This is a genomic window from Pseudomonas sp. Teo4 (assembly GCF_034387475.1).
Classification (GTDB): Bacteria; Pseudomonadota; Gammaproteobacteria; order Pseudomonadales; family Pseudomonadaceae; genus Aquipseudomonas.
The window spans coordinates 500,583-525,736 of sequence record NZ_JAXCIL010000002.1; the positions used below are offsets into that span (position 1 = coordinate 500,583).

General features: G+C 63.1%; 18 protein-coding genes. 10 read left to right on the forward strand and 8 right to left on the reverse strand.

Translation table 11 applies throughout. The features are described from left to right. Positions 1-16: 16 nt before the first annotated feature. The 5 genes from PspTeo4_RS18655 to PspTeo4_RS18675 all read right to left on the reverse strand — a co-directional run bounded on the left by PspTeo4_RS18655 (position 17) and on the right by PspTeo4_RS18675 (position 6,240). Positions 17-1,420, reverse strand: a complete 1,404-nt coding sequence (locus PspTeo4_RS18655) for a PIG-L deacetylase family protein (RefSeq protein ID WP_322365393.1) — start codon at positions 1,418-1,420, stop codon at positions 17-19. Further along, on the reverse strand, positions 1,417-2,313 hold the full coding sequence (locus PspTeo4_RS18660; RefSeq protein WP_322365394.1) for an antimicrobial resistance protein Mig-14: 897 nt from the start codon (positions 2,311-2,313) through the stop codon (positions 1,417-1,419). Before PspTeo4_RS18660 ends, PspTeo4_RS18655 begins: the two co-directional genes overlap by 4 nt. Next, positions 2,313-3,443, reverse strand: a complete 1,131-nt coding sequence (locus PspTeo4_RS18665; RefSeq protein WP_322365396.1) for a glycosyltransferase — start codon at positions 3,441-3,443, stop codon at positions 2,313-2,315. Before PspTeo4_RS18665 ends, PspTeo4_RS18660 begins: the two co-directional genes overlap by 1 nt. Continuing rightward, positions 3,427-5,184 (reverse strand): carbamoyltransferase, encoded by a 1,758-nt coding sequence (locus tag PspTeo4_RS18670; protein WP_322365397.1) that lies wholly within the window; start codon positions 5,182-5,184, stop codon positions 3,427-3,429. The genes PspTeo4_RS18665 and PspTeo4_RS18670 overlap by 17 nt, the downstream gene beginning before the upstream one ends. Positions 5,185-5,403: 219 nt before the next feature. After that, complete coding sequence (locus PspTeo4_RS18675; protein ID WP_322365398.1) at positions 5,404-6,240, reverse strand: 23S rRNA (adenine(2030)-N(6))-methyltransferase RlmJ; 837 nt, start codon at positions 6,238-6,240, stop codon at positions 5,404-5,406. Positions 6,241-6,399: 159 nt separating this feature from the next. On the opposite strand from PspTeo4_RS18675, the gene PspTeo4_RS18680 reads away from it, so the two are divergent. Continuing rightward, positions 6,400-6,660, forward strand: a complete 261-nt coding sequence (locus PspTeo4_RS18680) for a hypothetical protein (protein WP_322365399.1) — start codon at positions 6,400-6,402, stop codon at positions 6,658-6,660. Between the two features lie 58 nt (positions 6,661-6,718). On the opposite strand, the gene putP is transcribed toward PspTeo4_RS18680, so the two are convergent. After that, positions 6,719-8,197 carry a sodium/proline symporter PutP gene (gene putP, locus PspTeo4_RS18685; protein ID WP_322365400.1) on the reverse strand — a complete coding sequence of 493 codons (1,479 nt, stop codon included), beginning with the start codon at positions 8,195-8,197 and terminating at the stop codon, positions 6,719-6,721. Between putP and PspTeo4_RS18690 the strand changes: the two genes are divergently transcribed. Both PspTeo4_RS18690 and putA read left to right on the forward strand, forming a co-directional pair. Beyond that, positions 8,196-8,522 (forward strand): hypothetical protein, encoded by a 327-nt coding sequence (locus PspTeo4_RS18690; RefSeq protein WP_322365401.1) that lies wholly within the window; start codon positions 8,196-8,198, stop codon positions 8,520-8,522. The genes putP and PspTeo4_RS18690 overlap by 2 nt on opposite strands. Positions 8,523-8,553: 31 nt before the next feature. Beyond that, the gene (gene putA / locus PspTeo4_RS18695; RefSeq protein ID WP_322365402.1) at positions 8,554-12,507 is read left to right on the forward strand and encodes a trifunctional transcriptional regulator/proline dehydrogenase/L-glutamate gamma-semialdehyde dehydrogenase; all 3,954 of its coding nucleotides are present in this window, start codon (positions 8,554-8,556) and stop codon (positions 12,505-12,507) included. Positions 12,508-12,600: 93 nt separating this feature from the next. On the opposite strand, the gene PspTeo4_RS18700 is transcribed toward putA, so the two are convergent. Continuing rightward, positions 12,601-13,173: a hypothetical protein gene (locus PspTeo4_RS18700; protein ID WP_322365403.1), complete on the reverse strand. Its 573-nt coding sequence runs from the start codon at positions 13,171-13,173 to the stop codon at positions 12,601-12,603. 385 nt (positions 13,174-13,558) lie between these two features. After that, positions 13,559-13,690: a hypothetical protein gene (locus PspTeo4_RS18705; RefSeq protein WP_322365404.1), complete on the reverse strand. Its 132-nt coding sequence runs from the start codon at positions 13,688-13,690 to the stop codon at positions 13,559-13,561. Between the two features lie 168 nt (positions 13,691-13,858). Between PspTeo4_RS18705 and PspTeo4_RS18710 the strand changes: the two genes are divergently transcribed. From PspTeo4_RS18710 to yccS, 7 genes are all read left to right on the forward strand, one after another. Continuing rightward, complete coding sequence (locus PspTeo4_RS18710; protein WP_322365405.1) at positions 13,859-15,661, forward strand: acyl-CoA dehydrogenase; 1,803 nt, start codon at positions 13,859-13,861, stop codon at positions 15,659-15,661. 31 nt (positions 15,662-15,692) lie between these two features. Continuing rightward, positions 15,693-17,135 carry a TldD/PmbA family protein gene (locus PspTeo4_RS18715; RefSeq protein WP_322365406.1) on the forward strand — a complete coding sequence of 481 codons (1,443 nt, stop codon included), beginning with the start codon at positions 15,693-15,695 and terminating at the stop codon, positions 17,133-17,135. After that, on the forward strand, positions 17,135-18,454 hold the full coding sequence (locus tag PspTeo4_RS18720; RefSeq protein WP_322365407.1) for a TldD/PmbA family protein: 1,320 nt from the start codon (positions 17,135-17,137) through the stop codon (positions 18,452-18,454). Before PspTeo4_RS18715 ends, PspTeo4_RS18720 begins: the two co-directional genes overlap by 1 nt. A gap of 125 nt (positions 18,455-18,579) precedes the next feature. Continuing rightward, complete coding sequence (gene mdtD / locus PspTeo4_RS18725) at positions 18,580-20,007, forward strand: multidrug transporter subunit MdtD (RefSeq protein ID WP_322365408.1); 1,428 nt, start codon at positions 18,580-18,582, stop codon at positions 20,005-20,007. Between the two features lie 112 nt (positions 20,008-20,119). Continuing rightward, positions 20,120-21,457, forward strand: a complete 1,338-nt coding sequence (dbpA, locus tag PspTeo4_RS18730; protein WP_322366890.1) for an ATP-dependent RNA helicase DbpA — start codon at positions 20,120-20,122, stop codon at positions 21,455-21,457. 121 nt (positions 21,458-21,578) lie between these two features. After that, positions 21,579-22,760, forward strand: a complete 1,182-nt coding sequence (locus PspTeo4_RS18735) for an NAD(P)/FAD-dependent oxidoreductase (protein ID WP_322365409.1) — start codon at positions 21,579-21,581, stop codon at positions 22,758-22,760. Between the two features lie 207 nt (positions 22,761-22,967). Next, positions 22,968-25,151: a YccS family putative transporter gene (gene yccS, locus PspTeo4_RS18740; protein ID WP_322365410.1), complete on the forward strand. Its 2,184-nt coding sequence runs from the start codon at positions 22,968-22,970 to the stop codon at positions 25,149-25,151. Positions 25,152-25,154: the final 3 nt, after the last annotated feature.

Genomic DNA, 25,154 nt, shown 5'->3' on the forward strand with positions numbered 1-25,154 from the left:
TCAACCAGCAGCGTTTTTACAGCTCACGCCGCCAGAACAGTTCATGTCGACGCACAGCCTTACGGAAGAACTCGTTTTCTCCGTATGGCGACGGACGGCGCCCGGCCAGCCAGCGCTGCAGCAACCGACGCACGCGGCGCTTGAACGGTGCAGGTGGCTGCAGATCGTGCATCATGCCCAGGGCCATGGCCTTGTCGCGCTGGGTCGCCACATCCAGAACCAGGCTGCACGGCGCCCAGGCCTGCTCGGCACTCAGTTGCGGCGGCAAGGCAACGCCATCGCCACTGTCGCCCATCGGCCAGCGGTCGTTGTCGTGCAGATGGTTGGCGTAGCACAGCAGGGTCTGCGGCTGCCACGACAGGCCTTCAAGGGCCTCCAGCACTGCGGCCTGGGCACAGATATGGTCCGGATGTGGGTCAAGTTGTGGATGCGGCATCACCAGCACTTCAGGCTTGGCCAGCTCCAGCAAGGCGCGCAAGTCGGCCAGCAGGTTGTTCCAGGTCGGCTGCCCATCGCCGTCGGCAGGCAGCGGGAACGGGTTGAACTGGCGGAACGGCCGGATATCGGCCATGTCGGCTTCCCGGGAAACGGCAGGCTGGTCGGGTGCGGCCTGCATGATGGGGAGTTGCAGGCAGAAGTAGCCCAACTGCACGCAACGCGACTCAGGCACACCGGCCCAACGCGGCACTGCGACGCTATCCCAGGCGCGCAAACGCCCCTTTAGCCGCGCCGCCTCGGCGCGGCCCATTCCCATCTGCTGGTAATGTTCCGCTTCGATCTCTCCGGCAGTCAGAGTCACCACCCAGGTTTCGTCTGCCTGGCTGTAGAGCCCATATGCGGCCAGCTCGGCGTCATCAGCGTGGGGGGCGATGACCATCACCCTGCGGCGCTGTAACTCGACACTCGGGGTTATCCACAGCCGTGGTTCACCCAGCAACCGGCAGTAACGCCCGCGCAAACGCAATTGCGCTGCCTGCAACGGGGCGGCCAAGCCGGTAAGGTTGAGATAACGCACACCATCGACGCCTCGCTCGAAGGTCTGGCAGTCTCGCTCCCCGTCACCGAGCAACTCGACACGCGGGTCGAGGAAGCGGCCGAGCCAGCGGCTCTTGATGCGCACTTCCAGCACCAGGGTTTCGTCGCCATCAAGCGAGGTGTCGGCGCGCAGCACGCCACCTTGCAAGCTGGCCTTCACCTGGCGGGTCTGCTCCCCGAAGCGGTAGACGTAGTCTTCCCCTGGCGTATAGAACAAGTGGTCGGCGAACCAGGCCTCATGAACGGCCCACAACACCGGCAATAGCAGCAGCGGCAACCACCACCAGGTGGTCAGCCCGAGGGCAACCAGCAGCACCAGCGCAGCCAGCAGCCCCAAGCGCTTGTTGCGCCTGTGACGCTTGAGCAACTGCTGCTTGCGGCTCATACCTGGAACACCGGCACGGGGTTGCACCAGCGGTCCTTGTACTCGCGGTCGGCACGACCGAACGAGAAGCGCAGCGGCTTGTTGCGCGCGCGGGCATCTTCCCAGGCCGCCTGGGTATTGAGGAAGCTCAGCACGCTACCAGGGCTGAACGCCTTGGTCTCGGGGTCGACGCCACCGTTGATGTACTCGACGCTGACCCACTCCGGCGCTTCGACCCGGTACACCAGCTGGATCGCAATGGCTTTGTCGTCCAGCAACAGCACCGAGCCGATCAGCAATTCACGCAGGCGCTCCAGCACCTCGGCCATGTGCGCCGCCCCGGTGGCCGGGAAGCCCCAGCGGCGCTGGAACAGGTCGCAATACATGGCCGCGATGTCGTCGGAGCTGAAGTCGCTGATCGGGCGTACCACACCGCCCGCCTCTTCCAGCAAACGCAGCTCGCGGCGCTGGTTGTAGCGAAACTTCTTCGACAGGTCCTCATGAGCCCGTGCCATCGCCAGTTGCTCCGGCTGTGCCTTGAGGCCCGCGAAGCGGCCCTGATTGAGCTCAGACAGATAGCGACCGGTGTGACGCAGCGGGGCAGCGGCATCTGCGGCGGCAGGTAGGATGATCTCGGCATTGCCCAGGTCGAACAGGCCCTTCTTGCCTGCACGCTTGAGCACGTCCTTGGACAGCGCCAAGTGCCGTCCCCAGGTGGGGATGGCGGCTTTGAGATCGCCACCTTGCTGCCAACCCAGATAACGCACGGGAATTTGCGCCAATTGCGCCAATTGCTCGATTACCAGTGGATGCGTTGCAACACTGCCCCCGAATCGCGCCCAGGCTTCGGCATAGGCGGCAGCGTCGATAACCTGCCAGCCGCGTTCGCGGAACGCTTGAATATGGTTGAGCATCACGCCTGCGCCACCATCGCACGCACCTGAGGCAGCTGCCAGAAGGCTTCACGCACGGCCGAGTCGGAGAAGCGTTCATGCAGGCGCTGAAGCATGTGTTCGGCACAAACCTGACGCTGCTGCGCATCCAGCCCGGCCATGTGCTTGAGGCCCTGCGCCAGCTGCGCGGTATCGCCCAGCGGGAACAGCACGCCCACGCCTTCGACCACTTCGCGGGCACCGCCGCAGGCCGTGGCCAGTAGAGGCACGCCGGCAACCATGGCTTCGAGCAGGACCATGCCGAAAGGCTCATGATCGGAGCTCAGGGCAAACACATCGAAGGCCTGGAAGTAACGGCGGGCGTTCGGCACCTGGCCCAGGAAGTCCACCTGGCCGGCAATACCGAGTTCTGCAGCAAGTGCCTTGAGCTTGCCTTCCAGACGCCCTTCCCCGAGCACAGCCAGCCGTGACCCGGCGGGCAACTCCGGCAAAGCCTGGGCAAAGCCACGCAGCAATGTGGCCTGATCCTTGTCTGGATGCAGCCGACCGACGTTACCCACGATCCAGGCCTGCGCGTCCAGGCCCAGGGCCTCACGGGCCTCGGCACGGGGCACGAGCGAGGCCTGCAAGGCTTCGATGTCGATACGGTTGTACAGGGTCTGAATGCGCTCGGCCGGCCACTGCGGCAAGCATCGGCGCATGTCGTCACGCACCGCATCCGACACGCCAAGCAGGCTCAGGCGCTTGCTGAACAGGTTGGCGAACAGCCGACGCCCTTTGCGCTGATAGTCGCCGAAGGCATGGTGCACGCCGATCACCGGCAACCCGGTACCCAGCAAGGCCACATAGATCGGCTTGAAGCGGTGGGCGATGCAGAAACTGAAATTGCGCTCGGCTGCGATCCGGCGCAACGCGCGGATCGCCCCGAGCTTCAGCCCACGCACGGCCTTGGAGCTGAACTCCAGAAACAGTACCTCGTCCGAAGCACAGCCAGCCGCAACCTGCGGGTCGGCGGCACCGGTGAGGAACACCGTGGTGACCTTGTAGCCACTGCCCTGGAACAGGCTGGCGTACTGACGGGCGCAGTCGAGGAACGGCCCGTCATAGCCATGGCAGAATTGCAGGACGCGCAGTTCAGAGCGGCTGGTCATACGGCGCCGCACCATCCTTGACGACCAGGATGTCTTCCATGATCAGGTACTGCAGGTCCGAGCCGAAGAACATGTTCAAGGCATCGGTCGGCGAGCAGATCATGGGTTCGCCACGACGGTTCAACGAGGTGTTGAGCGACACACCGTTTCCGGTCAGGTCTTCCAGCGCCTTCATCATGTCGTAGTAACGCGGGTTGTACTCGCGCTTGAGCACCTGGGCACGGGAGGTACCGTCCTCGTGGACCACTTCCGGTACACGGGTCTTCCACTCTTCAGCCACTTCGAAGGTGAAGGTCATGAACGGCGCCGGGTGATCGACCTTGATCATCTGCGGGGCGACGGTGTCGAGCATCGACGGGCAGAAAGGTCTCCAGCGTTCGCGGAACTTGATCTGCTCGTTGATACGGTTGGCCACGCCCGGCACGCTTGGGCAGCCGATGATGGAACGACCACCCAGGGCGCGCGGACCGAACTCCATGCGGCCCTGGAACCAGGCCACCGGGTTGCCGTCGACCATGATCTTGGCGATACGCTGCGGCATGTCGTCGAGCTTGCGCCACTGCGGCGCGTTCGGGTGACGGGCGCAGGCGGCGATCACGTCCTCGTTGGAGTACGACGGGCCGAGGTAGACGTGCTCCATCTTCTCCACCGGTACGCCACGGGCGTGGGAGACGTAAGCTGCGGCGCCAACGGCGGTACCGGCGTCACCGGAGGCCGGCTGGACGAACAGTTCCTTGACGTCGGAGCGGGCGATGATCTTCTGGTTGAGCTTGACGTTCAGCGCGCAGCCGCCGGCGAAGGCCAGCTTGCCGGTCTGCTTGAGGGTGTCGCCCAGGTAGTGGTCGATCATCTGCAGGGCGATCTTCTCGAACAGCGCCTGCATGCTGGCTGCGTAGTGGATGTACGGCTCGTCGGCGATGTCGCCTTCGCGCTTCGGACCCAGCCACTCGATGAGCTTCGGCGAGAAGTAGAAGCCCTTGCCCTTCTCTTTATAGCGGCGCAGGCCGATGACGTTGGCGTACTCGGTGTTGATCACCAGTTCGCCATTCTCGAAGCTGGCCAGACGGGAGAAGTCGTACTTGCTGGCATCGCCATACGGCGCCATGCCCATGACCTTGAACTCGCCGTCGAGCATTTCGAAACCGAGGAATTCGGTGATTGCACCGTACAAGCCACCCAGCGAGTCCGGATCGAAGAATTCCTTGATCTTGTGGATCTTGCCGTTTTCGCCGTAGCCAAAGAAGGTGGTGGCGTACTCACCCTTGCCGTCGATGCCGAGGATCGCGGTTTTTTCCTTGAAGCCCGAGCAGTGGTAGGCGCTGGAGGCGTGAGCCAGGTGGTGCTCGACCGGCTCGATCTTGACCTTTTTCGGGTCGAAGCCCAGTTGCTCCAGGCACCAGACGATCTTCTTGCGGTAGCGCTTGTAGCGACGGTTGCCCATCAGGATCGCGTCGAGGGCGCGGTCCGGGGCGTACCAGTAGCGCTTGGCATAGTGCCAGCGGGCCTTGCCGAACAGGCTGATCGGCGCGAACGGAATGGCTACTACGTCCACGTCGGACGGTTTGATGCCAGCCTGCTCCAGGCAGAACTTCGCCGACTCGTAGGGCATGCGGTTCTTCGCATGCTTGTCACGCACGAAGCGCTCTTCTTCGGCGGCGGCAATCAGTTTGCCGTCGATGTACAGGGCCGCGGAAGGGTCATGGCTAAGGGCGCCGGACAGGCCAAGAATCGTCAATGCCAAGGGACTAGCCTCTTCATTCGGTAGAGATGCGCCAGCGGCCTCGTGGGCGGGTGGCGGCTAAAGGGCGGGATTATAACGCAAACCTGTGCGCAAAGCGGCAACCTGTAAGGCCCCATCGCCGGCAAGCCGGCTCCCACATGGACCACGCCGCTCTCAAGATATCTGCAATACCTGTGGGAGCCGGCTTGCCGGCGATGGGGCCAGTACAAACAACGGTTATTACTCGGCGATCAGCCAGTCCATGCGGAAGCTGCCTGCGGTCTGCGCCAGCTCCTTGGCCAGACAGGGCAGCAGCTCCTTGAGTTCTTCTTCCAGCCCCCAAGGCGGGTTGGCGATGGCCAGCCCAGAGCCGTTGAGCCCCTGCGGGCTGTCCTGGTGATGCACATACAGCTCCACCCGCAACAGCTTAGGCGCGCCGGTGCTGGTCAGGTCCTGGTAGAAGCGGGTCAGCGAGCGCTGGTCCTTGATCGGATACCAGATGGCCGCCACGGTCTGGCGCATGCGACTAATCGCCTCTTTCATCGCCACGGTGCAACGCTTGAGTTCGTCGGCCTGCTCGAAAGGCGGGTCGATCAGCATGATGGCGCGCTTTTCCTGCACTGGCAGCAGCGCCCGCGGCACATGCCAACCCTCGCCCAGGTGCACGACCACACGTGGGTCCTTCTTCATGTTCTCTTTGAGCAGCGGGCCGTCTTCAGGGTGCTTTTCGTTGAGCAGCGCACGGTCCTGCTGGCGCATCAGGCGCCGAGCCAGCTCTGGAGAGCCGGGGTAGTAACGCAACTCGCCATCGGCATTTAGGCGTTTGATGATGCGCAGGTAATCACCGGCCATTTCCGGCAGGTCGTCGCGATTCCACAGGCGGGCGACACCTTCAAGGTACTCGCCGGTGCGAGTGGCCTGGTCGCCCTGCAGGTCGTACAGCCCAAGGCCGGCATGGGTGTCGATATAGGCGAACGGCTGCTCCTTGCGCGACATCAGGGCGATGAGGCGGGTCAGCACGATGTGTTTGAGGACGTCGGCGTGGTTGCCGGCGTGGAAGGCGTGACGATAGTTCATGGCAACTCCTGCGGGGGCGGCAAGTTTAACCTGTCACGCAAGCGGAGTCAGTTACGACGGTCGGTCAGCACCGACACAGGTGCAGGAATGTATTCCAGATACCTCCCCTCCTGCACAATCCAGACACTCATGCCTCCCATCAATCAGGAGCACATGAGCATGAAAGCCTCCATCAATATCGACAAGACCGCTGCCACCCCCAAGCTGTTCGGCACCCTCGGCGTCATCAACAAGCCCTACACCGCTGCCGTGGCGTTGACTGGCCCTGACGACAGAACCGACAACTTCGTTGTGCCGGACACCGGCACCGACCAATGGGAGTTCAAGCTGACAAACTGCCCTCCCGGGGAGTACGAAGCGCTGATCCACTCGTTGCAAACCGGCGCGTTCGAAAGCACACGCCTGAGCTTCACGCTGTAATGCGCACCGCCGCTGCCCAAGCGACTCATTGCTCGGGCAGCGGCGGGCTCAACAGGTTTTACTTGCCAGCGTGATAAGCCGCGTCAGCCTTCTCGAAGCAGGCAACCATGCTCTTCGACGGGCTGCTCAGCTTGCTCACCAGGACGATGGCGATGGTGGCGAACAGGAAGCCTGGGATGATTTCGTACAGGCCAAGGCCGACATAGTTCTTCCACAGGATCACGGTTAGCGCACCGACCACGATGCCCGCCAGCGCGCCGTTACGGGTCATGCCTTTCCACAGTACGGAAATCAGCACAACCGGCCCGAACGCGGCACCGAAGCCTGCCCAGGCGTACGCCACCAGGCCCAGCACGCGGTTTTCCGGGTTGGACGCCATCGCGATAGCGATCAAGGCCACGGCCAGCACCATCAGGCGACCTACCCAGACCAGCTCTTTCTGGGAGGCGTTCTTACGCAGGAACGACTTGTAAAAGTCTTCGGTCAGCGCACTGGAGCACACCAGCAGCTGGCAGCTCAAGGTGCTCATCACCGCAGCCAGAATGGCCGACAGCAGCACACCGGCAATCCACGGGTTGAACAGGATCTTGGCCAGCTCGATGAACACACGCTCGTGGTTTTCGGTGACCGGGCCTGCAACCTCAGGGTGAGCCGAGAAGTAGGCGATGCCGAAGAAGCCAACCGCGCAGGTACCGGCCAGGCACAGGATCATCCAGGTCATGGAAATGCGACGGGCGTTGGCGATCGACTTGACCGAATCGGCGGCCATGAAGCGCGCCAGGATGTGCGGCTGACCAAAGTAACCCAGACCCCAGCCCATCAGCGAGATGATGCCGATGAAGGTCGCACCACGGAACATGTCGAAGTTCGCTGGGTTCTGCGCCTCGATGGCCAGGAAGGTGGTGTCGAAGCCGCCAGTGGAAATCAGCACGATGATCGGGGTGAGGATCAGCGCGAAGATCATCAGCGAGGCCTGCACGGTGTCGGTCCAGCTCACAGCCAGGAAGCCACCGACGAAGGTGTAGGCGATGGTAGCCGCGGCGCCGGCCCACAGGGCAGTCTCGTAGGACATGCCGAAGGTGCTTTCGAACAGACGGGCACCGGCAACGATGCCGGAGGCGCAATAGATGGTGAAGAACACCAGGATGACGATGGCCGAGATGATCCGCAGCAGGCCGCTGTTGTCCTCGAAACGGCTGGAGAAGTAGTCCGGCAGCGTCAGTGCATCACCGTTGTACTCGGTCTGCACACGCAGACGGCCGGCGACGAACAGCCAGTTGAGGTAGGCACCGACCGTCAGGCCAATGGCGATCCAGGCTTCGGAAAGGCCGGAGAAGTAGATGGCGCCCGGCAGGCCCATCAGCAGCCAGCCGCTCATGTCGGAAGCACCGGCGGAAAGCGCGGTGACCACGCTGCCCAGGCTACGACCGCCGAGGATGTAGTCGGAAAGGTTCTTGGTGGAGCGATAGGCGGCGAAGCCGATCAGCACCATTGCCGCGATGTAGATCACAAAAGTGATCGTTAGTGGATTGCCCATGCGTGTGCCCTGGCGTTTGTTTTTATCTCATGCACAACCGCAGCAAGACGGTTGCACCCAGGCGGCGCATCCTATGCAACAACGCAAACAGGGTGCAACCATTTTTCATATGCAAGTTGCACCTTCACGTGCATTTTCAGGCAAAGTCGATTTTTTGCTTCCTTTTGGAGCAAAACCGCCATTTTTCAGAAGAAAACGCACCATTAACGTCCCTTTTCCGATTGTGGATAACCCTGTCGGACGAGTTGCACCTTTTCCGGTAAAAATTCGGGTTGCACCTGGTTGCACCCGAAAACGCCTACAGATACTCTTGGCATCAGCTTAGGCCACAGCCGTGGCAATAACGAGGATAAGAAATGGCGACGACCACCCTTGGGGTCAAACTCGACGACCCGACCCGTGAGCGACTCAAAGCAGCTGCGCAGTCCATCGACCGCACGCCGCACTGGTTGATCAAGCAAGCGATCTTCAACTATCTGGAGAAGCTCGAGGGTGGTGCCACCCTGACCGAACTCAACGGTCATGCCAGCAACCTGGTTGACGAGGCTGGCGAAGTCCAGCCTGACCACGTTCACCAATGCTTCCTCGAATTCGCCGAGAGCATCCTGCCGCAGTCGGTGCTGCGCTCGGCCATCACTGCCGCCTATCGCCGCCCAGAGCAGGAAGTCATTCCGATGCTGCTGGAACAGGCACGCCTGAGTGCCGCGCAGGCCGAGGCCACCAACAAGATGGCCGCCGGCATTGCTGAGAAGCTGCGTAACCAGAAGAGCGCTGGCGGCCGTGCAGGCATCGTCCAGGGCCTGCTGCAGGAGTTCTCGCTGTCGTCCCAGGAAGGCGTGGCGCTGATGTGCCTGGCCGAGGCCCTGCTGCGCATTCCCGATAAAGGCACCCGTGACGCGCTGATCCGCGACAAGATCAGCACCGGCAACTGGCAGCCGCACCTGGGCAACAGCCCGTCGCTGTTCGTCAACGCCGCCACCTGGGGCCTGCTGCTGACCGGCAAGCTGGTCTCGACCCATAACGAATCCGGCCTGACCTCGTCGCTCACCCGCATCATCGGCAAGAGCGGCGAACCGATGATCCGCAAGGGCGTCGACATGGCCATGCGCCTGATGGGCGAGCAGTTCGTCACCGGCGAAACCATCGCCGAAGCCCTGGCCAACGCCAGCCGCTTCGAGTCCAAAGGCTTCCGCTACTCCTACGACATGCTCGGCGAAGCCGCACTGACCGAGCATGACGCGCAGAAATACCTGGCGTCCTACGAACAGGCGATCCACTCGATCGGCAAAGCCTCCCATGGCCGCGGCATCTATGAAGGCCCGGGCATCTCCATCAAGCTGTCGGCCCTGCACCCGCGCTACAGCCGCGCCCAGTACGAGCGCGTGATGGAAGAGCTGTACCCGCGCCTGCTGTCGCTGACCCTGCTGGCCAAGCAGTACGACATCGGCCTGAACATCGACGCCGAAGAAGCCGACCGCCTCGAACTGTCCCTCGACCTGCTCGAGCGCCTGTGCTTCGAGCCGTCGCTGGCCGGCTGGAACGGCATCGGTTTCGTTATTCAGGCTTACCAGAAGCGCTGCCCGTACGTGATCGACTACGTCATCGACCTGGCCAAGCGCAGCCGTCATCGCCTGATGATCCGCCTGGTGAAAGGCGCGTACTGGGACAGCGAGATCAAGCGCGCCCAAGTGGAAGGCCTGGAAGGCTACCCGGTCTACACCCGCAAGGTGTACACCGACGTTTCCTACATTGCCTGTGCGCGCAAGCTGCTGTCGGTACCGGAAGCCATCTACCCGCAGTTCGCCACCCACAACGCCCACACCTTGTCGGCCATCTACCACATCGCCGGCCAGAACTATTACCCAGGCCAGTACGAGTTCCAGTGCCTGCACGGCATGGGCGAACCGCTGTACGAGCAAGTGGTCGGTAAAGTCTCCGAAGGTAAACTGAACCGCCCGTGCCGCGTCTACGCGCCGGTTGGCACCCACGAAACCCTGCTGGCCTACCTGGTACGCCGCCTGCTGGAAAACGGCGCCAACACCTCGTTCGTCAACCGTATCGCCGACCACTCGATCTCCATCCAGGAACTGGTCGCCGACCCGGTCGCCAGCATCGAGCGCATGGGCACCCAGGAAGGCAGCATCGGCCTGCCGCACCCACGCATTCCGCTGCCACGCGACCTGTACGGCAACGAGCGGGCCAACTCCGCCGGCATCGACATGGCCAACGAACACCGCCTGGCGTCGCTGTCCTGCGCCATGCTGGCCACTGCCCATAACGACTGGAAGGCCACCCCGATGCTGGCCTGCGCTGCCAGTGAAGCTGCTGCCGTGCCAGTACTGAACCCGGCCGACCACCGTGACGTGGTTGGCCATGTTCAGGAAGCCACTGTCGCTGACGTCGACAACGCCATCCAGTGCGCGCTGAATGCCGCACCGATCTGGCAGGCCACCCCACCGGCCGAGCGTGCTGCGATCCTCGAGCGCACCGCCGACCTGATGGAAGCCGAGATCCAGCCGCTGATGGGCCTGCTCATCCGCGAAGCCGGCAAGACCTTCGCCAACGCCATCGCCGAAGTGCGCGAGGCTGTGGACTTCCTGCGCTACTACGCAGTACAGGCACGCAACGACTTCAGCAACGACGCCCACCGCCCGCTGGGCCCGGTGGTGTGCATCAGCCCGTGGAACTTCCCGCTGGCGATCTTCTCCGGCCAGGTGGCCGCAGCCCTGGCTGCAGGCAACCCGGTGCTGGCCAAGCCTGCCGAGCAGACCCCGCTGATCGCCGCCCAGGCCGTACGCCTGCTGCTGGAAGCCGGTATTCCTGAAGGCGTTCTGCAACTGCTGCCGGGCCAAGGCGAAACCGTCGGTGCCGGCCTGGTGGGTGACGAGCGCGTCAAAGGCGTGATGTTCACCGGTTCCACCGAAGTCGCCCGCCTGCTGCAGCGCAACGTCGCTGGCCGTCTGGACAACCAGGGCCGCCCGATTCCGCTGATCGCCGAAACCGGTGGCCAGAACGCGATGATCGTCGACTCCTCGGCACTGACCGAGCAGGTAGTGATCGACGTGGTTTCCTCGGCCTTCGATAGCGCCGGCCAGCGTTGCTCGGCACTGCGCGTGCTGTGCCTGCAGGAAGATTCCGCCGACCGCGTGATCGAAATGCTCAAGGGCGCCATGGCCGAAAGCCGCCTCGGCAACCCAGACCGCCTGGCCGTGGATATTGGCCCGGTGATCGACGCCGAAGCCAAGGCTGGCATCGAGAAGCACATTCAAGGCATGCGCGAGAAAGGCCGCTCGGTCTATCAAGTCGCCATTGCCAATGGTGATGAGTGCAAGCGTGGCACCTTCGTCATGCCGACCCTGATCGAACTGGAGAGCTTCGACGAGCTCAAGCGCGAGATCTTCGGCCCGGTGCTGCACGTGGTGCGCTACAACCGCCGCAACCTGGACCAGCTGATCGAGCAGATCAACAACTCCGGCTACGGCCTGACCCTCGGCGTGCACACCCGCATCGACGAGACAATCGCCAAGGTGGTGGAAACCGCCAACGCCGGCAACATGTACGTTAACCGCAACATCGTCGGTGCCGTGGTGGGCGTGCAGCCATTCGGTGGTGAAGGCCTGTCCGGCACTGGCCCGAAAGCGGGCGGCCCGCTGTACCTGTACCGCCTGCTGTCGACCCGCCCGGCCGATGCCATTGCCCGTCACTTCCAGCAACAGGACGGCGAAGGCAAGCCAGACCGCGCCCTGCACGAGCAGCTGACCAAGCCGCTGCACAGCCTCAAGGGCTGGGCCGAGAGCAACCAGCTGAGCGAGTTGGCCGCCCTTTGCACGCAGTTCGCTGCCCAGTCGCAAAGCGGTATCGCCCGCCTGCTGCCAGGCCCGACCGGCGAGCGCAACAGCTACACCATCCTGCCGCGCGAGCACGTGCTGTGCCTGGCGGATAATGAAGCTGATCTGCTGGCGCAACTGGCTGCGGTACTGGCGGTTGGCAGCTCGGCGGTGTTCCAGGATGGCGAACCGGCCAAGAGCCTGCGCGCCCGCCTGCCGAAAGAGCTGCAGGCCAAGGTCAAGCTGGTGGCGGACTGGAACAAGGACGAAGTGGCCTTCGATGCAGTTATCCACCATGGCGACTCGGACCAACTGCGCCGCATCTGCCAGCAGGTGGCCAAGCGCGCCGGTGCGATCGTTGGCGTGCACGGGCTTTCCAGCGGGGATCACCAGATTGCCCTGGAACGCCTGGTGATCGAGCGGGCGGTGAGTGTGAACACCGCTGCGGCTGGTGGTAACGCCAGCCTGATGACCATTGGCTGATTGAGATGATGTGAAAAAAAGAAGGAGAGCTTAGGCTCTCCTTCTTCATTTCTGGCCAATGCAATCTCTTTGCTGGAGCGGCCATGAGGCAAATCAGCCTCCGGCTGGGTCAAAACCTAACAACAAAGATATCAGTGCCATAAAAATCATAGTGGGCCACACCAGAAGGCCCAAGGCCATCCACAACCAGTTAGCGATGCTAAACGTCGAGTTCGCTTGCCCGTGATTGTCGCCTTCGCAGAAATTAACAGCGCGCTGAACGCTAACGATTACCCAGACATGCAGCAGGTATGATGTTAAGAAGATCAGGATCGCCAGATGATAGTGCTGCAGCCAGAGCCCCTGATCAACAAGCATCGGAGACAACCCTGCGATGATGAAGAACACTGTCAGGACAGCAGGCGACCACTTGTAACTGCGCCCACTCTGGCAGATCTTTTGATCTATTCGTCGAAGCAGCGGATAAAAGAAGATGACGGCAAAAAGCGCACGCACCAACGGCAGAACGCGCTCTCCCGAGCGGACTCTATGCAACACCCAGCTACGATGAAAACAGAACAACCAATACCAGCCGAATGTAAAAAAACTCATGACAGCTATTTTTCTTGAGGACACGACGAAAAATTGGCTGTCCCCAATGATCGATTTGTTCGGTTCTTGAGACATAGGTAGTAGACCTGCGGATTGAGAAACTTCGCTATTCAACCTTTATGTCCACATGGAAAGATGCCCTACGCTTCCGATACATAAGTAGGAAGTGTCCTATAGACACAACACAGAGAACCTAGAACGCATCAACGCCATCGCCGGCAAGCCAGCGCCTATAGGTTCGGCGGTGACCCTGTTGGAGCCTGCTTGCCGACGGTCCTGGGTGTTTGGGTATCAGCTGTAGTCATCGCTCAATCTCCCTGAAATCTTTGTTGCCAGGGCCTCCCTCTTCGCGGGTAAACCCGCTCCCACAAGATCACTATTGCTCTCAAGGACAGTGCCGTACCTGTAGGAGCGGGTTTACCCGCGAAAGGGCCAATCCAGGCAACGCTTCGCAGAAGCCCTAGTGCAGCGTCCACGGCTCCACAGGCATCTGCACCTGAACCAACGCAGACTCAAGCAGCACACGCAGCGTTTCAAGCTCATGCATCGACGCCATCATCAGGATCGAAACCGGCGACTTGGGTTGCAGCAAAATTGCCTGGTGCGCCTTTCTGCCGACCTTTAGACCCCAGCCAAACTCCCGACATGCACCTGAGCGCCGTTACACTTTCTACCCTCATATCACCGACACCTATAAACCTGTTCCTCACCGCACCTGCGAACCTAGACTCGCCCCACGCCCGTCCAAGGACCGCCCCCCATGCCCGAGACCCTGCTCAGCCCCCGCAACCTCGCCTTCGAGCTCTACGAAGTCCTGAACGCCGAAGCCCTCACCCAGCGCCCGCGCTTCGCCGAGCACAGCCGCGAGACCTTCGACGCAGCGCTCACCACCGCCCGCACCATTGCCGAGAAGTTCTTTGCCCCACACAACCGCAAGGGCGATGAGCACGAACCGCGCTACGTGGATGGCCGCGCTGAGTTGATCCCGGAAGTGAAGCCTGCGGTCGATGCGTTTCTGGAGGCAGGCTTCCTCAATGCAAACCGCGACTTCGACGTCGGCGGCATGCAGCTGCCAAGCCTGGTCTCACAGGCCTGCTTCGCCCACTTCCAGGCCGCCAACGCCGGCACCACCGCCTACCCGTTTCTGACGATGGGCGCGGCCAACCTGATCGAAAGCTTCGGCACCGATGAACAGAAGCGCCTGTTCCTGCAGCCAATGATCGAGGGCCGTTACTTCGGCACCATGGCGCTGACCGAACCCCACGCTGGCTCATCACTGGCCGACATCCGCACCCGCGCACAACCCGCCGGTGACGGCAGCTACCGGCTCAAGGGCAACAAGATCTTCATCTCCGGCGGCGATCACGAACTGTCGGAAAACATCGTCCACATGGTGCTGGCCAAGCTGCCGGACGCGCCGCCCGGCGTGAAGGGCATTTCGCTGTTCATCGTGCCCAAATACCTGGTCAACGAGGACGGCAGCCGTGGCCCACGTAACGACGTACTGCTGGCCGGGCTGTTCCACAAGATGGGCTGGCGCGGCACCACCTCCACCGCACTGAACTTCGGCGACAACGGCGAGTGCGTCGGCTACCTGGTCGGCCAGCCGCATCAGGGCCTGGCGTGCATGTTCCAGATGATGAACGAAGCCCGCATCGGCGTCGGCATGGGTGCCGTGATGCTGGGTTACGCTGGCTACCTGTACTCCTTGGAATACGCCCGTCAGCGGCCACAAGGTCGGCCACTGGACAACAAAGACCCACAAAGCCCAGCCATGCCGATCATCGGGCACACCGATGTGAAACGTATGCTGCTGGCCCAGAAAGCCTACGTGGAAGGCGCCTTCGACCTGGGCCTGTACGCCGCGCGCCTGTTCGATGACACGCAAACGGCAGGCGATGACGCGGCGCGCCGCCAGGCCCATGAATTGCTCGACCTGCTGACCCCTATCGTCAAGTCCTGGCCTTCGGAGTTCTGCCTGAAGGCCAACGAGCTGGCCATCCAGATTCTCGGCGGCCACGGCTACACCCGCGAATACCCGGTCGAGCAGTACTACCGCGACAACCGCCTGAACCCGATTCACGAGGGCACCCACGGCATCCAGTCGCTCGACCTGTTGGGCCGCAAGCTGGCACAGAACGGCGGTTCCGGACTCAAGCAACTGATCCGCCTGATCGCCGCCACCGCCGAGCGCGCCAGCCACCACCCGCGCCTCGATACCCTGCGCCAGCCACTGGAGCAACTGGTCAACCGGTTGCAGGCCGTGACCCTCGCTTTGCTGGGCGACCTGGCGCAGGGCAAGGTCGCGGGTGCCCTGGCCAACTCGGCGCTGTACCTGAAGGCGTTCGGTCATTGCGTGGTTGGCTGGCGCTGGCTGGAACAGGCCATCCATGCCGAGCTCGGCTTGTTGAAAGGCACTGAGGCAGACCGCGAGTTCTACCTTGGCAAACTGCAAGCCGCGCGTTATTTCCTGACCTGGGAAGTGCCGCCCTGCCATAATGACCTGGCATTGTTAGAGGCGCGCGACGACACCTGCCTCGCCATGCAAGACGGGTGGTTCTAGGGGGAGCCACCGTGCACACGGAGGTTTCCGCATGTTCGATTCCGGCGCCCTGCTGCGCCAGCGCTTCGCCGCGCTGCGCAGTACGGCCGAGTTGTTTTCCCTGCGTCATGTAAAACAGTCGCACCAATCACTTTCTGTACGTCGCAACGTGGCCGAGCCGCCGTTCTTCAGCCAGGACGAAGGCGCGATGCTGACCGTGCGGCTCAATGGCGTCGAGGCCTACGCGGCCACCGCCGACCTGTCCCAGGCGGGCTTGCAGCGGGCGCTGGAGCAGGCCGAGGCGCTGGCCCGGAACATCGCTGCACACAGCCTGCTAGACCTGCGCGAGCAACCGGTCGCCAGCGCGCGCCACGACCACATCTCGCCCAACTTCGACCAGCCCCTGCCCAGCCTCGCCGATTGCCTCGGCCTGCTCGCCGCCGAGTCGGCCAGCGTGCCCAAGGACAGCCGCCTGGTGGACTGGCAGGCCAGCCTGGGCCTGAGCCTGGTCGAGCAAACCTACCTGAACTCGGCCGGTGCCGAACTGCGCCATGCCCAACGCTTCCTGTTCCCGGGGCTGAGCGTAACCGCCAGCGATGGCCAGGACAGCCAGAGCCGCAGCCTGGGCCGCGAAAACTTTGGCCAGCAAGGGGGCTTCGAGGTCATCGAGCGCTGCGGCCTGGTCGGCGCTGCCCAGCGCGTTGCCGATGAAGCGCTGCAACTGCTGCTGGCGCCCAATACCCCCAGCGGGCCGCGTGACCTGCTGCTGATGCCCGACCAGATGATGCTGCAGATCCACGAGTCCATCGGCCACCCGCTGGAAATGGACCGCATCCTCGGCGACGAACGCAACTACGCCGGTACCAGCTTCGTCAAAGCCAGCGACTTTGGTCATCTGCAATACGGCTCGAAGCTGCTGAACGTGACCTTCGACCCCACCATCGGCGAAGAATTGGCCAGCTACAGCTTCGATGACGATGGCACCGAGGCCAGCAAGCAGTTCCTGATCCGCGACGGCCTGTTGCTGCGCCCTCTGGGCGGTGCCCTTTCGCAGTTCCGCTCCGGGCTGGATGGCGTCGCCAACAGCCGGGCGTGCGGCTGGAACCGCGCCCCTATCGACCGCATGGCCAACCTGAACATCGAGCCGGGCGACCAGTCGCTGGAGCAACTGATTCAGGGCATCGAGCACGGCATCCTGATGCGCACCAACCGCTCCTGGTCCATCGACGATGCGCGCAACAAGTTCCAGTTCGGCTGCGAATGGGGCCAACTGATCGAGAACGGCGAACTCAAAGGCATCGTGAAGAACCCCAACTACCGCGGCATCTCCGCGCAGTTCTGGCGCAACCTCTCGGCAGTCGGTGACCGCAGCACCTTCCAGGTACTGGGCACGCCCAACTGCGGCAAGGGCGAACCCAACCAGGTGGTGCGGGTCGGCCATGCTTCGCCAGCTTGCGTGTTCCGCCAGATCGACGTGTTCGGAGGTGACGCCTGATGAAACAAGCTTTCGAAGCCTTGGTCGGCGCGGTGCGCGAGACACTGCAACCAGGCGAGCAATTTACCCTCGGCTACAGCGCCGAGCAGTCGCAGTTCGTACGTTTCAACCATGCCAAAGTGCGCCAGGCCGGCGAGGTCAACCAAGCCAGCGCGCAACTGCGGCTGATCGACGACGGGCGCCAGGCCGAGCAGCAGGTGACCTTGAGTGGCGATGCGCAACAGGACGGCCAGCGCTTGAAAGATGCGCTTGAGCAGTTGCGTCAGACCTTGCCGCTTATTCCTGTCGACCCCTACCTGCGCCTGGACGAAAGTGCCTGGCACAGCCACAGCCAGCAGGAACAGAGCCTGCCTGAACTCAACGAAATCCTGACGCTGATCGGGCGTGAAGCTGGCACGCTGGACTTGGTCGGCATCTACGCCGCCGGCCCGATCTGCCGCGGCTTCGCCAGCTCGTTCGGGGCATTCGGCTGGCATCAGGCAAACAGCTTCAACATGGACTGGAGCCTGTTCCACACCAATGGCCAGGCCGTGAAGGCCAACTATGCAGGCCAGGCATGGTCGGCCGATGACTTCGCCGCCCGCCTGCGCCAGGCCCGTGAACAACTGGAGCACCTTGGCCGCCCAGCGATCACCCTGAAACCGGGCAGCTACCGCGCCTACCTGGCTCCAGCCGCCATGGACGAGATCGCCGGCATGCTGTGCTGGGGCGGCTTCTCGGCACAGGCGCTGGCCACGGGCAACAGCGCCCTGCAGCGCCTGTACAACGGCGATGCACGCCTCAGCCCGCTGGTCAGCTTCAGCGAGCAGGTCAGTGGTTCGCTCAGCCCGGCGTTTTCCGATGAGGGTTCGCCACGCCAGGACTTGCCCCTGATCAAGGACGGCCAAGGCCGGGAGCGCCTGGTCAGTGCCCGCAGCGCCGCCGAGTTCGCGCTGCTCGCCAATGGCGCGGACAGTTATGAGTCGCCCTGCGCCCTGAGCCTGGCACCGGGTAACCTGGAGAGCGCGCACATTCTGGAGCGACTCGGCACCGGGCTGTACATCAGCAACCTCTGGTACCTGAACTACTCGGACCTGCCGGCGGCACGCATGACCGGGCTGACCCGTTTCGCCACTTTCTGGGTGGAAGACGGCAAGATCCAGGGGCCGGTGAGCACCATGCGCTTCGATGACAGCCTGTACAGCCTGTTGGGTAGCCAGCTGGAGGACCTGACGCGCGAGCGCGAGATGATCCTGTCGACCAGTACCTATGGGCAGCGCAGCACCGGTTCGAGTCATTTGCCGGGGGCTTTGGTCAAAGGGCTGACCCTGACATTGTGATTGGCCCTCGTGGCCCTATCGCCGGCAAGCCGGCTCCCACAGATGCCCCAGTTGTGGTCAACATGTGGGAGCCGGCTTGCCGGCGATAGGTCCGGTACAGGCAATGCAGAACATTGAGGTTCCCGATGCCCGAACGCACCCCGCTGGACCCCGTCACCGCCCGCTGGATCCCGTGGGTAGTGGCCATCGCCTTCTTCATGCAGTCCCTGGACGGCACCATCCTCAACACCGCGCTGCCGGCCATGGCCCGCTCGCTGGAAGAAGACCCGCTGCGCATGCAGGGCGTGATCATCTCCTACATGCTCACCGTAGCCCTGCTGATTCCGGCCTCGGGCTGGATCGCCGACCGTTTTGGCACCAAGCGCATCTTCTTCAGCGCCATCCTGCTGTTCAGTTTCGGCTCGCTGCTGTGCGCCACCGCCAACAGCCTGGGTTTCCTGATCTTCGCCCGCATCGTACAAGGCTTGGGCGGCGCGCTGATGCTGCCGGTGGGCAGGCTGGTGGTGCTGCGCGCCTACCCGCGCTCGGAGCTGGTGCGGATCATGAGCTTCATCACCATCCCCGGCCTGCTCGGCCCGTTGCTGGGCCCGACCCTGGGTGGCTGGCTGGTGGAGATTCTCAGCTGGCACTGGATCTTCCTGCTCAACCTGCCGGTGGGAGTGATTGGTTGCCTTGCGGTGTGGAAGTTCATCCCCGACCTGCGCGGCGCAGAACGCACCACCTTCGATACGCCAGGTTTCATCCTGTTCGGCGCGGCAATGGTGCTGATCACCATCGCCATGGAAGGCCTGGGTGAACTGCATTTGCCGCATCTGCGGGTGATGCTGTTGCTGTTCGCCGGCATGGCCTGCCTTGCCGCCTACTGGCTGCGCGCCGGGCGCGACCCGCAACCACTGTTCTCGCCCAGCCTGTTCCGCGTACGTACGTTCGCCATTGGAATCCTTGGCAACCTGTTCTCTCGCCTTGGCAGCGGCGCCCTGCCCTTCCTGGTGCCGTTGTTGCTGCAGGTCGCCTTGGGCTACTCGCCTGCCCAGGCCGGCATGAGCATGATTCCGCTGGCAGCTGCGGCAATGGTGGCCAAGTCGGTTGCCAGGCCGATGATCGAACGCCTGGGCTACCGCATCGTACTCACCGGCAACACCTTGCTACTGGGAATACTCCTGGCCAGCCTGGGCCTGGTCGACGAGCAGACACCCTATGCCCTGTTGTTGGTACAACTGGCCTTGCTCGGCGCGGTGAACTCGCTGCAGTTCACCGCCATGAACACGGTGACCCTGATCGACCTGGACGATGCCAGCGCCAGCAGTGGCAACAGCCTGTTGTCGGTGGTCGCGCAACTGTCGCTGAGCCTGGGCGTGGCCTGCGCTGGCGCCCTGCTCGGCGGCTTCACCGCAGCAGGCAGCGCCGAAGGCGTGGAAACGACACTGGGCGCCTTCCAGCTCACGTTCTTGACCGTTGGCATCATGGCCATGCTGGCTGCAGCGATCTTCCTGCAACTGGCCCCGACAGACGGAAGGCGTGCCCGTCGTCAGGAAGCACACATGGAGTCGTAGGGCGAATGGCCATGAGGCTGGTAGACTGTGCGGCATTTTTCGCTTCGCACCGCAGGCCCGCCTCGTGACCACCGAAACCACCGCCTTTGCCACTTTGCCGTTGTCCGCCGCCATGCTGGCCAACCTGGACGCCCTGGGCTACGCCTCGATGACGCCGATCCAGGCCCAGAGCCTGCCGGTCATCCTCAAGGGCCAGGACCTGATTGCCCAGGCCAAGACCGGCAGCGGCAAGACCGCCGCCTTCGGCATCGGCCTGCTCAACCCGATCAATCCGCGCTACTTCGGTTGCCAGGCACTGGTGCTGTGCCCTACCCGCGAGCTCGCCGACCAGGTCGCCAAGGAACTGCGCCGCCTGGCCCGCGCCGAGGACAACATCAAGATCCTCACCCTGTGCGGTGGCGTTTCGCTCGGCCCGCAGATCGCTTCGCTGGAGCACGGCGCGCACATCATCGTCGGTACCCCTGGCCGTGTGCAGCAGCACCTGGACAAAGGCACGCTGGTGCTGGACGGGCTCAACACCCTGGTGCTGGACGAAGCCGACCGCATGCTCGACATGGGCTTCTTCGACGCCATCGCCAGCATCATCGGCAAGACGCCGTCGCGCCGCCAGACCCTGCTGTTCTCGGCCACCTACCCGGCCGGCATCGAGCAACTGGCCGCGGACTTCATGCGCAAGCCGCAACAGGTCAAGGTCGAGAGCCTGCACACTGATAACCAGATCGAGCAGCGTTTCATCGAGATCGACCCACAGCAACGCCTGGAGGCAGTGACCCGCGTGCTGGGCCACTACCGCCCGCAGTCTTGCGTGGCGTTCTGCTTCACCAAGCAGCAATGCGAAGACGTGGTCGCCCACCTCACCGCCAAGGGTATCGTCGCGCAGGCCCTGCACGGCGACCTGGAACAGCGTGACCGTGACCAGGTGCTGACCATGTTCGCCAACCGCAGCAGCTCGGTGCTGGTCGCCACCGACGTGGCCGCCCGAGGCCTGGATATCGACGGCCTGGACATGGTCATCAACGTCGAACTGGCCCGTGATGCGGAAATCCACGTGCACCGTGTGGGTCGTACTGGCCGTGCGGGCGAGAAAGGCATCGCGATCAGCCTGGTGGCCCCGGCCGAAGGCCACCGCGCCCAGGCCATCGAGGCCCTGCAAAAGAACCCGCTACGCTGGGACCAGCTGGACGGTTTGAAGAACAAGGGTGGCGAGCCGCTGTTGCCGGTGATGAGCACGCTGTGCATCGCCGCAGGCCGCAAGGACAAGCTGCGCCCGGGCGACATTCTGGGTGCACTGACCGGTGACGCCGGGATCCCTGGCAAGCAGGTGGGCAAGATCGCCATATTCGACTTCCAGGCCTTCGTGGCGGTTGAGCGGGCACTGGCCAAGCAGGCCATGCAGCGGCTCAATAGCGGCAAGATCAAGGGACGTTCGCTGAAAGTCCGCATTATCTAAAGCTTGGCAAGGCCCCTGTGGGAGCGGGTTTACCCGCGAAAGCGATGGTGGGCTCACTACCGTCTTCGCGGGTAAACCCGCTCCCACAGGGTTCAGTGTTTCTTTCTCAAAGGTTTATACCGTGCACACCACCGACGTGATCATCCTCGGCGCCGGCGCCGCCGGCCTGATGTGCGCCCAGCTCAGCGCACGCCGTGGCCGCCGGGTTCTGCTGCTCGACCACGCCAACAAGCCAGGCAAGAAAATCCTCATGTCCGGCGGCGGGCGCTGCAACTTCACCAACATGTACACCGAGCCGTCCAATTTCCTGTCGCAGAACGCACACTTCTGCAAGTCGGCCCTGGCCCGCTACACCCAGTGGGACTTCATCGAGCTGGTGGCCAAACATGGCGTGCCGTACCACGAGAAGAAGCTCGGCCAGCTGTTCTGCGACAACAAGGCCAGCGACATCCTCAACATGCTGCTGGCCGAATGCGACGATGCGGGCGCCGAACTGCGCATGGAAACCAGCATCCAGCAGATCGAAAAGACCGAGCATGGCTACCTGCTGGAAACCAGCGCCGGCCCGTTCGCTTGCCAGTCGCTGGTGATCGCCACCGGCGGTTTGTCGATCCCGACCCTTGGTGCGACCGGTTTCGGCTACCAGGTGGCCCGCCAGTTCGGGCACACCCTGCTGCCGACCCGCGCCGGTCTGGTGCCGTTCACCATCACCGAGCCCCAACTCAAGGCACTCTGCACAGAACTCTCGGGCACCTCGCTGGACTGCACGGCCAGCTGCAACGGCACCAGTTTCCGCGAAAACCTGCTGTTTACCCACCGCGGCCTGAGCGGGCCAGCGATTTTGCAGATTTCCTCGTTCTGGGAAGCCGGTGACACCGTCGAGATCAACCTGCTGCCAGACCGTGACGCGCTGGAGTGGTTGCAACAACAGCAGTCCGAGCGCGCCAACGCCGAACTCAAGACCGTCCTTGGCGAAGTCTTCACCCGCAAGCTGGCCAACCTGCTCGCCGAGCAGTGGTTCGAGTCCAAACCCATGAAGCAGTACACCCCGGCGGAGCTTGCGCAAATCGCCGAGAAGCTGTCGGCCTGGCAGGTCGTGCCAGCCGGCACCGAGGGTTACCGCACCGCCGAGGTGACCCTGGGTGGCGTGGACACGCGCGAGGTGTCGTCCAAGACCATGGAATCGCTTAAAAGCCCTGGGTTGTACTTCATTGGCGAAGTGTTGGATGTCACCGGTCATCTGGGTGGTTTCAACTTCCAATGGGCCTGGGCTTCAGCTAACGCCGCGGCGCAGTTCGTGTAGAGTAGAATCCATTCAGCAGCACGGAACGCTTCTTGCTGGTCTGTGCGCGGAGTGCCGTTTTTTTGGGGCCGCTGGCGCGCCCCATCGCAGGCTTCGCCAGCTCCTACAAGAACCCGTGGGAGCTGGCGAAGCCTGCGATGGGCCGCGCCAGCGGCCCCCGAAAACTGGCCTCGAAAGGTATTCATTCGATCACTGCCCAAGGCCATCATGTCATCGAGCTCGTTCCGCCATTCGTTACGTCGTTTGTGGGGCCAAGACAAGTTCAGCTACAGCATCCGGGTTACCGTTGCCCTGACCGGCAGCATGGCCCTGTGCTGGTATCAAGACGAGATGGCGCTGCTGATCCCGTTGTTCCTGGGCATCATCGCCAGCGCCCTGGCCGAGACCGATGACAGCTGGCAGGGGCGGCTCAGCGCCCTGGCTGTCACCCTGGTGTGCTTCGCCATTGCAGCCCTGTCGGTCGAGTTACTGTTCCCCTACCCCTGGATCTTCGCCGGCGCCCTGGCCCTGGCAGCCTTTGGCCTGACGATGCTCGGGGCACTGGGCGAGCGCTATGGCGCGATTGCCTCGGCCACCCTGATCCTCTCGGTGTACACCATGATCGGTGTGGACCAGCGCGGCGGCCAGGTCACCGACTTCTGGCACGAACCGCTGCTGCTGGTGGCCGGCGCAGCCTGGTATGGCCTGCTGTCGGTGCTGTGGCAGGCACTGTTTTCCAACCAACCGGTGCAGCAGAGCCTGGCCAAGTTGTTCTATGAGCTGGGGCGCTACCTCAAGCTCAAGGCCAATCTGTTCGAACCCATCCGCAACCTCGACGTGGAAGCCCGGCGCCTGGAACTGGCCCAGCAGAACGGCAAGGTGGTGGCTGCGCTGAACGCTGCCAAGGAAATCATCCTGCACCGGGTAGGCAACAGTCAGCCTAACTCCAAGCTCAGCCGCTACCTGAAGCTTTACTTCCTCGCGCAGGACATCCACGAGCGGGTCAGCGCCTCGCACTACCCATACAATGCCCTGGCCGAAGCCTTCTTCCACAGCGACGTGATGTTCCGTTGCCAGCGCCTGCTGCGCCAGCAAGGCTCGGCGTGCCAGGAGCTGTCACGCTCGATCCGCCTGCGTCAGCCGTTCGTGCTGGACAATGGCTTTGCCGACGCCCTGGAAGACCTCAACGCTTCACTCGAGCACCTGCGCATTCAAAGCAACCCGGCCTGGCGTGGGCTGCTGCGCTCGCTGCGCGCCCTGGCGGCGAACCTCGCCACCCTCGACCGGCTGCTGGGGGCCGCCAGCAACCCGGATAGCCTGGCCGATGCCAGCGACAGCAGCCTGCTGGACCGTTCGCCACGCAACCTCAAAGACGTCTGGAACCGCCTGCGCACGCAGCTCACGCCCACCTCGCTGCTGTTCCGCCATGCCCTGCGTCTGCCGCTGGCACTGTCGATCGGCTACGGCATGGTGCACCTGATCCACCCAACCCAAGGCTACTGGATCATCCTCACCACCCTGTTCGTCTGCCAGCCCAACTATGGCGCGACGCGGCGCAAGCTGGTGCAGCGGGTTATCGGGACTGCAATCGGCCTGACGGTAGGCTGGGCGCTGTTCGACCTGTTCCCCAACCCGATCATCCAGTCGATGTTCGCGGTGGTCGCCGGCGTGGTGTTCTTCGTCAACCGCACCACCCGCTACACCCTGGCCACAGCAGCCATCACATTGATGGTGCTGTTCTGCTTCAACCAGATCGGCGACGGTTATGGGCTGTTCCTGCCACGCCTGTTCGATACCCTGGTGGGTAGCCTTATCGCCATTCTGGCGGTATTCCTGTTCCTACCCGACTGGCAGGGCCGCAGCCTGAACAAGGCACTGGCCAACACCCTGACCTGCGCCAGCGTGTACCTGCGCCAGATCATGCAGCAATACGCCCACGGCAAGCGCGACGACCTGGCCTACCGCCTGGCACGGCGCAATGCGCACAATGCCGATGCGGCACTGTCCACCACCTTGGCCAACATGCTGATGGAGCCGGGGCACTTCCGTAAGGAAGCCGATGTAGGCTTTCGCTTCCTGGTGCTGTCACACACGCTGCTTAGTTACCTCTCCGGGCTGGGTGCCCACCGCGACACGACGCTGCCTACAGAGGTCCAGGAGCAGTTGATAGAAGGCGCGGGACAGAGCCTGGCCAACAGCCTCGACGAAATCGCCAACGGTTTGGCGGCGCGTCTGCCCGTATCGATCCACAGTGATACCGAGGAAGCTCTGGCCAATACGCTGGAGCAGATGCCGGAAGAGCTCGATGAACAGCAGCGTTTGGTGCAGACACAATTGGCACTGATCTGCCGGCAATTGGGGCCATTGCGCACGCTGGCGGCGCATCTGATCAAGGAAGGTGCGCCGGGCTGATTT

Coding starts and splice junctions, on each gene's coding strand:
- PspTeo4_RS18720 (WP_322365407.1), top strand. CDS start 17,135: ATGAAACAAGCTTTCGAAGCCTTGGTCGGCGCGGTGCGCGAGACACTG.
- PspTeo4_RS18660 (WP_322365394.1), bottom strand. CDS start 2,313: ATGCTCAACCATATTCAAGCGTTCCGCGAACGCGGCTGGCAGGTTATC.
- PspTeo4_RS18680 (WP_322365399.1), top strand. CDS start 6,400: ATGAAAGCCTCCATCAATATCGACAAGACCGCTGCCACCCCCAAGCTG.
- putP (WP_322365400.1), bottom strand. CDS start 8,197: ATGGGCAATCCACTAACGATCACTTTTGTGATCTACATCGCGGCAATG.
- PspTeo4_RS18690 (WP_322365401.1), top strand. CDS start 8,196: ATGCGTGTGCCCTGGCGTTTGTTTTTATCTCATGCACAACCGCAGCAA.
- PspTeo4_RS18675 (WP_322365398.1), bottom strand. CDS start 6,240: ATGAACTATCGTCACGCCTTCCACGCCGGCAACCACGCCGACGTCCTC.
- PspTeo4_RS18700 (WP_322365403.1), bottom strand. CDS start 13,173: ATGTCTCAAGAACCGAACAAATCGATCATTGGGGACAGCCAATTTTTC.
- yccS (WP_322365410.1), top strand. CDS start 22,968: ATGTCATCGAGCTCGTTCCGCCATTCGTTACGTCGTTTGTGGGGCCAA.
- PspTeo4_RS18655 (WP_322365393.1), bottom strand. CDS start 1,420: ATGAGCCGCAAGCAGCAGTTGCTCAAGCGTCACAGGCGCAACAAGCGC.
- PspTeo4_RS18710 (WP_322365405.1), top strand. CDS start 13,859: ATGCCCGAGACCCTGCTCAGCCCCCGCAACCTCGCCTTCGAGCTCTAC.
- PspTeo4_RS18665 (WP_322365396.1), bottom strand. CDS start 3,443: ATGACCAGCCGCTCTGAACTGCGCGTCCTGCAATTCTGCCATGGCTAT.
- putA (WP_322365402.1), top strand. CDS start 8,554: ATGGCGACGACCACCCTTGGGGTCAAACTCGACGACCCGACCCGTGAG.
- PspTeo4_RS18715 (WP_322365406.1), top strand. CDS start 15,693: ATGTTCGATTCCGGCGCCCTGCTGCGCCAGCGCTTCGCCGCGCTGCGC.
- dbpA (WP_322366890.1), top strand. CDS start 20,120: ATGCTGGCCAACCTGGACGCCCTGGGCTACGCCTCGATGACGCCGATC.
- mdtD (WP_322365408.1), top strand. CDS start 18,580: ATGCCCGAACGCACCCCGCTGGACCCCGTCACCGCCCGCTGGATCCCG.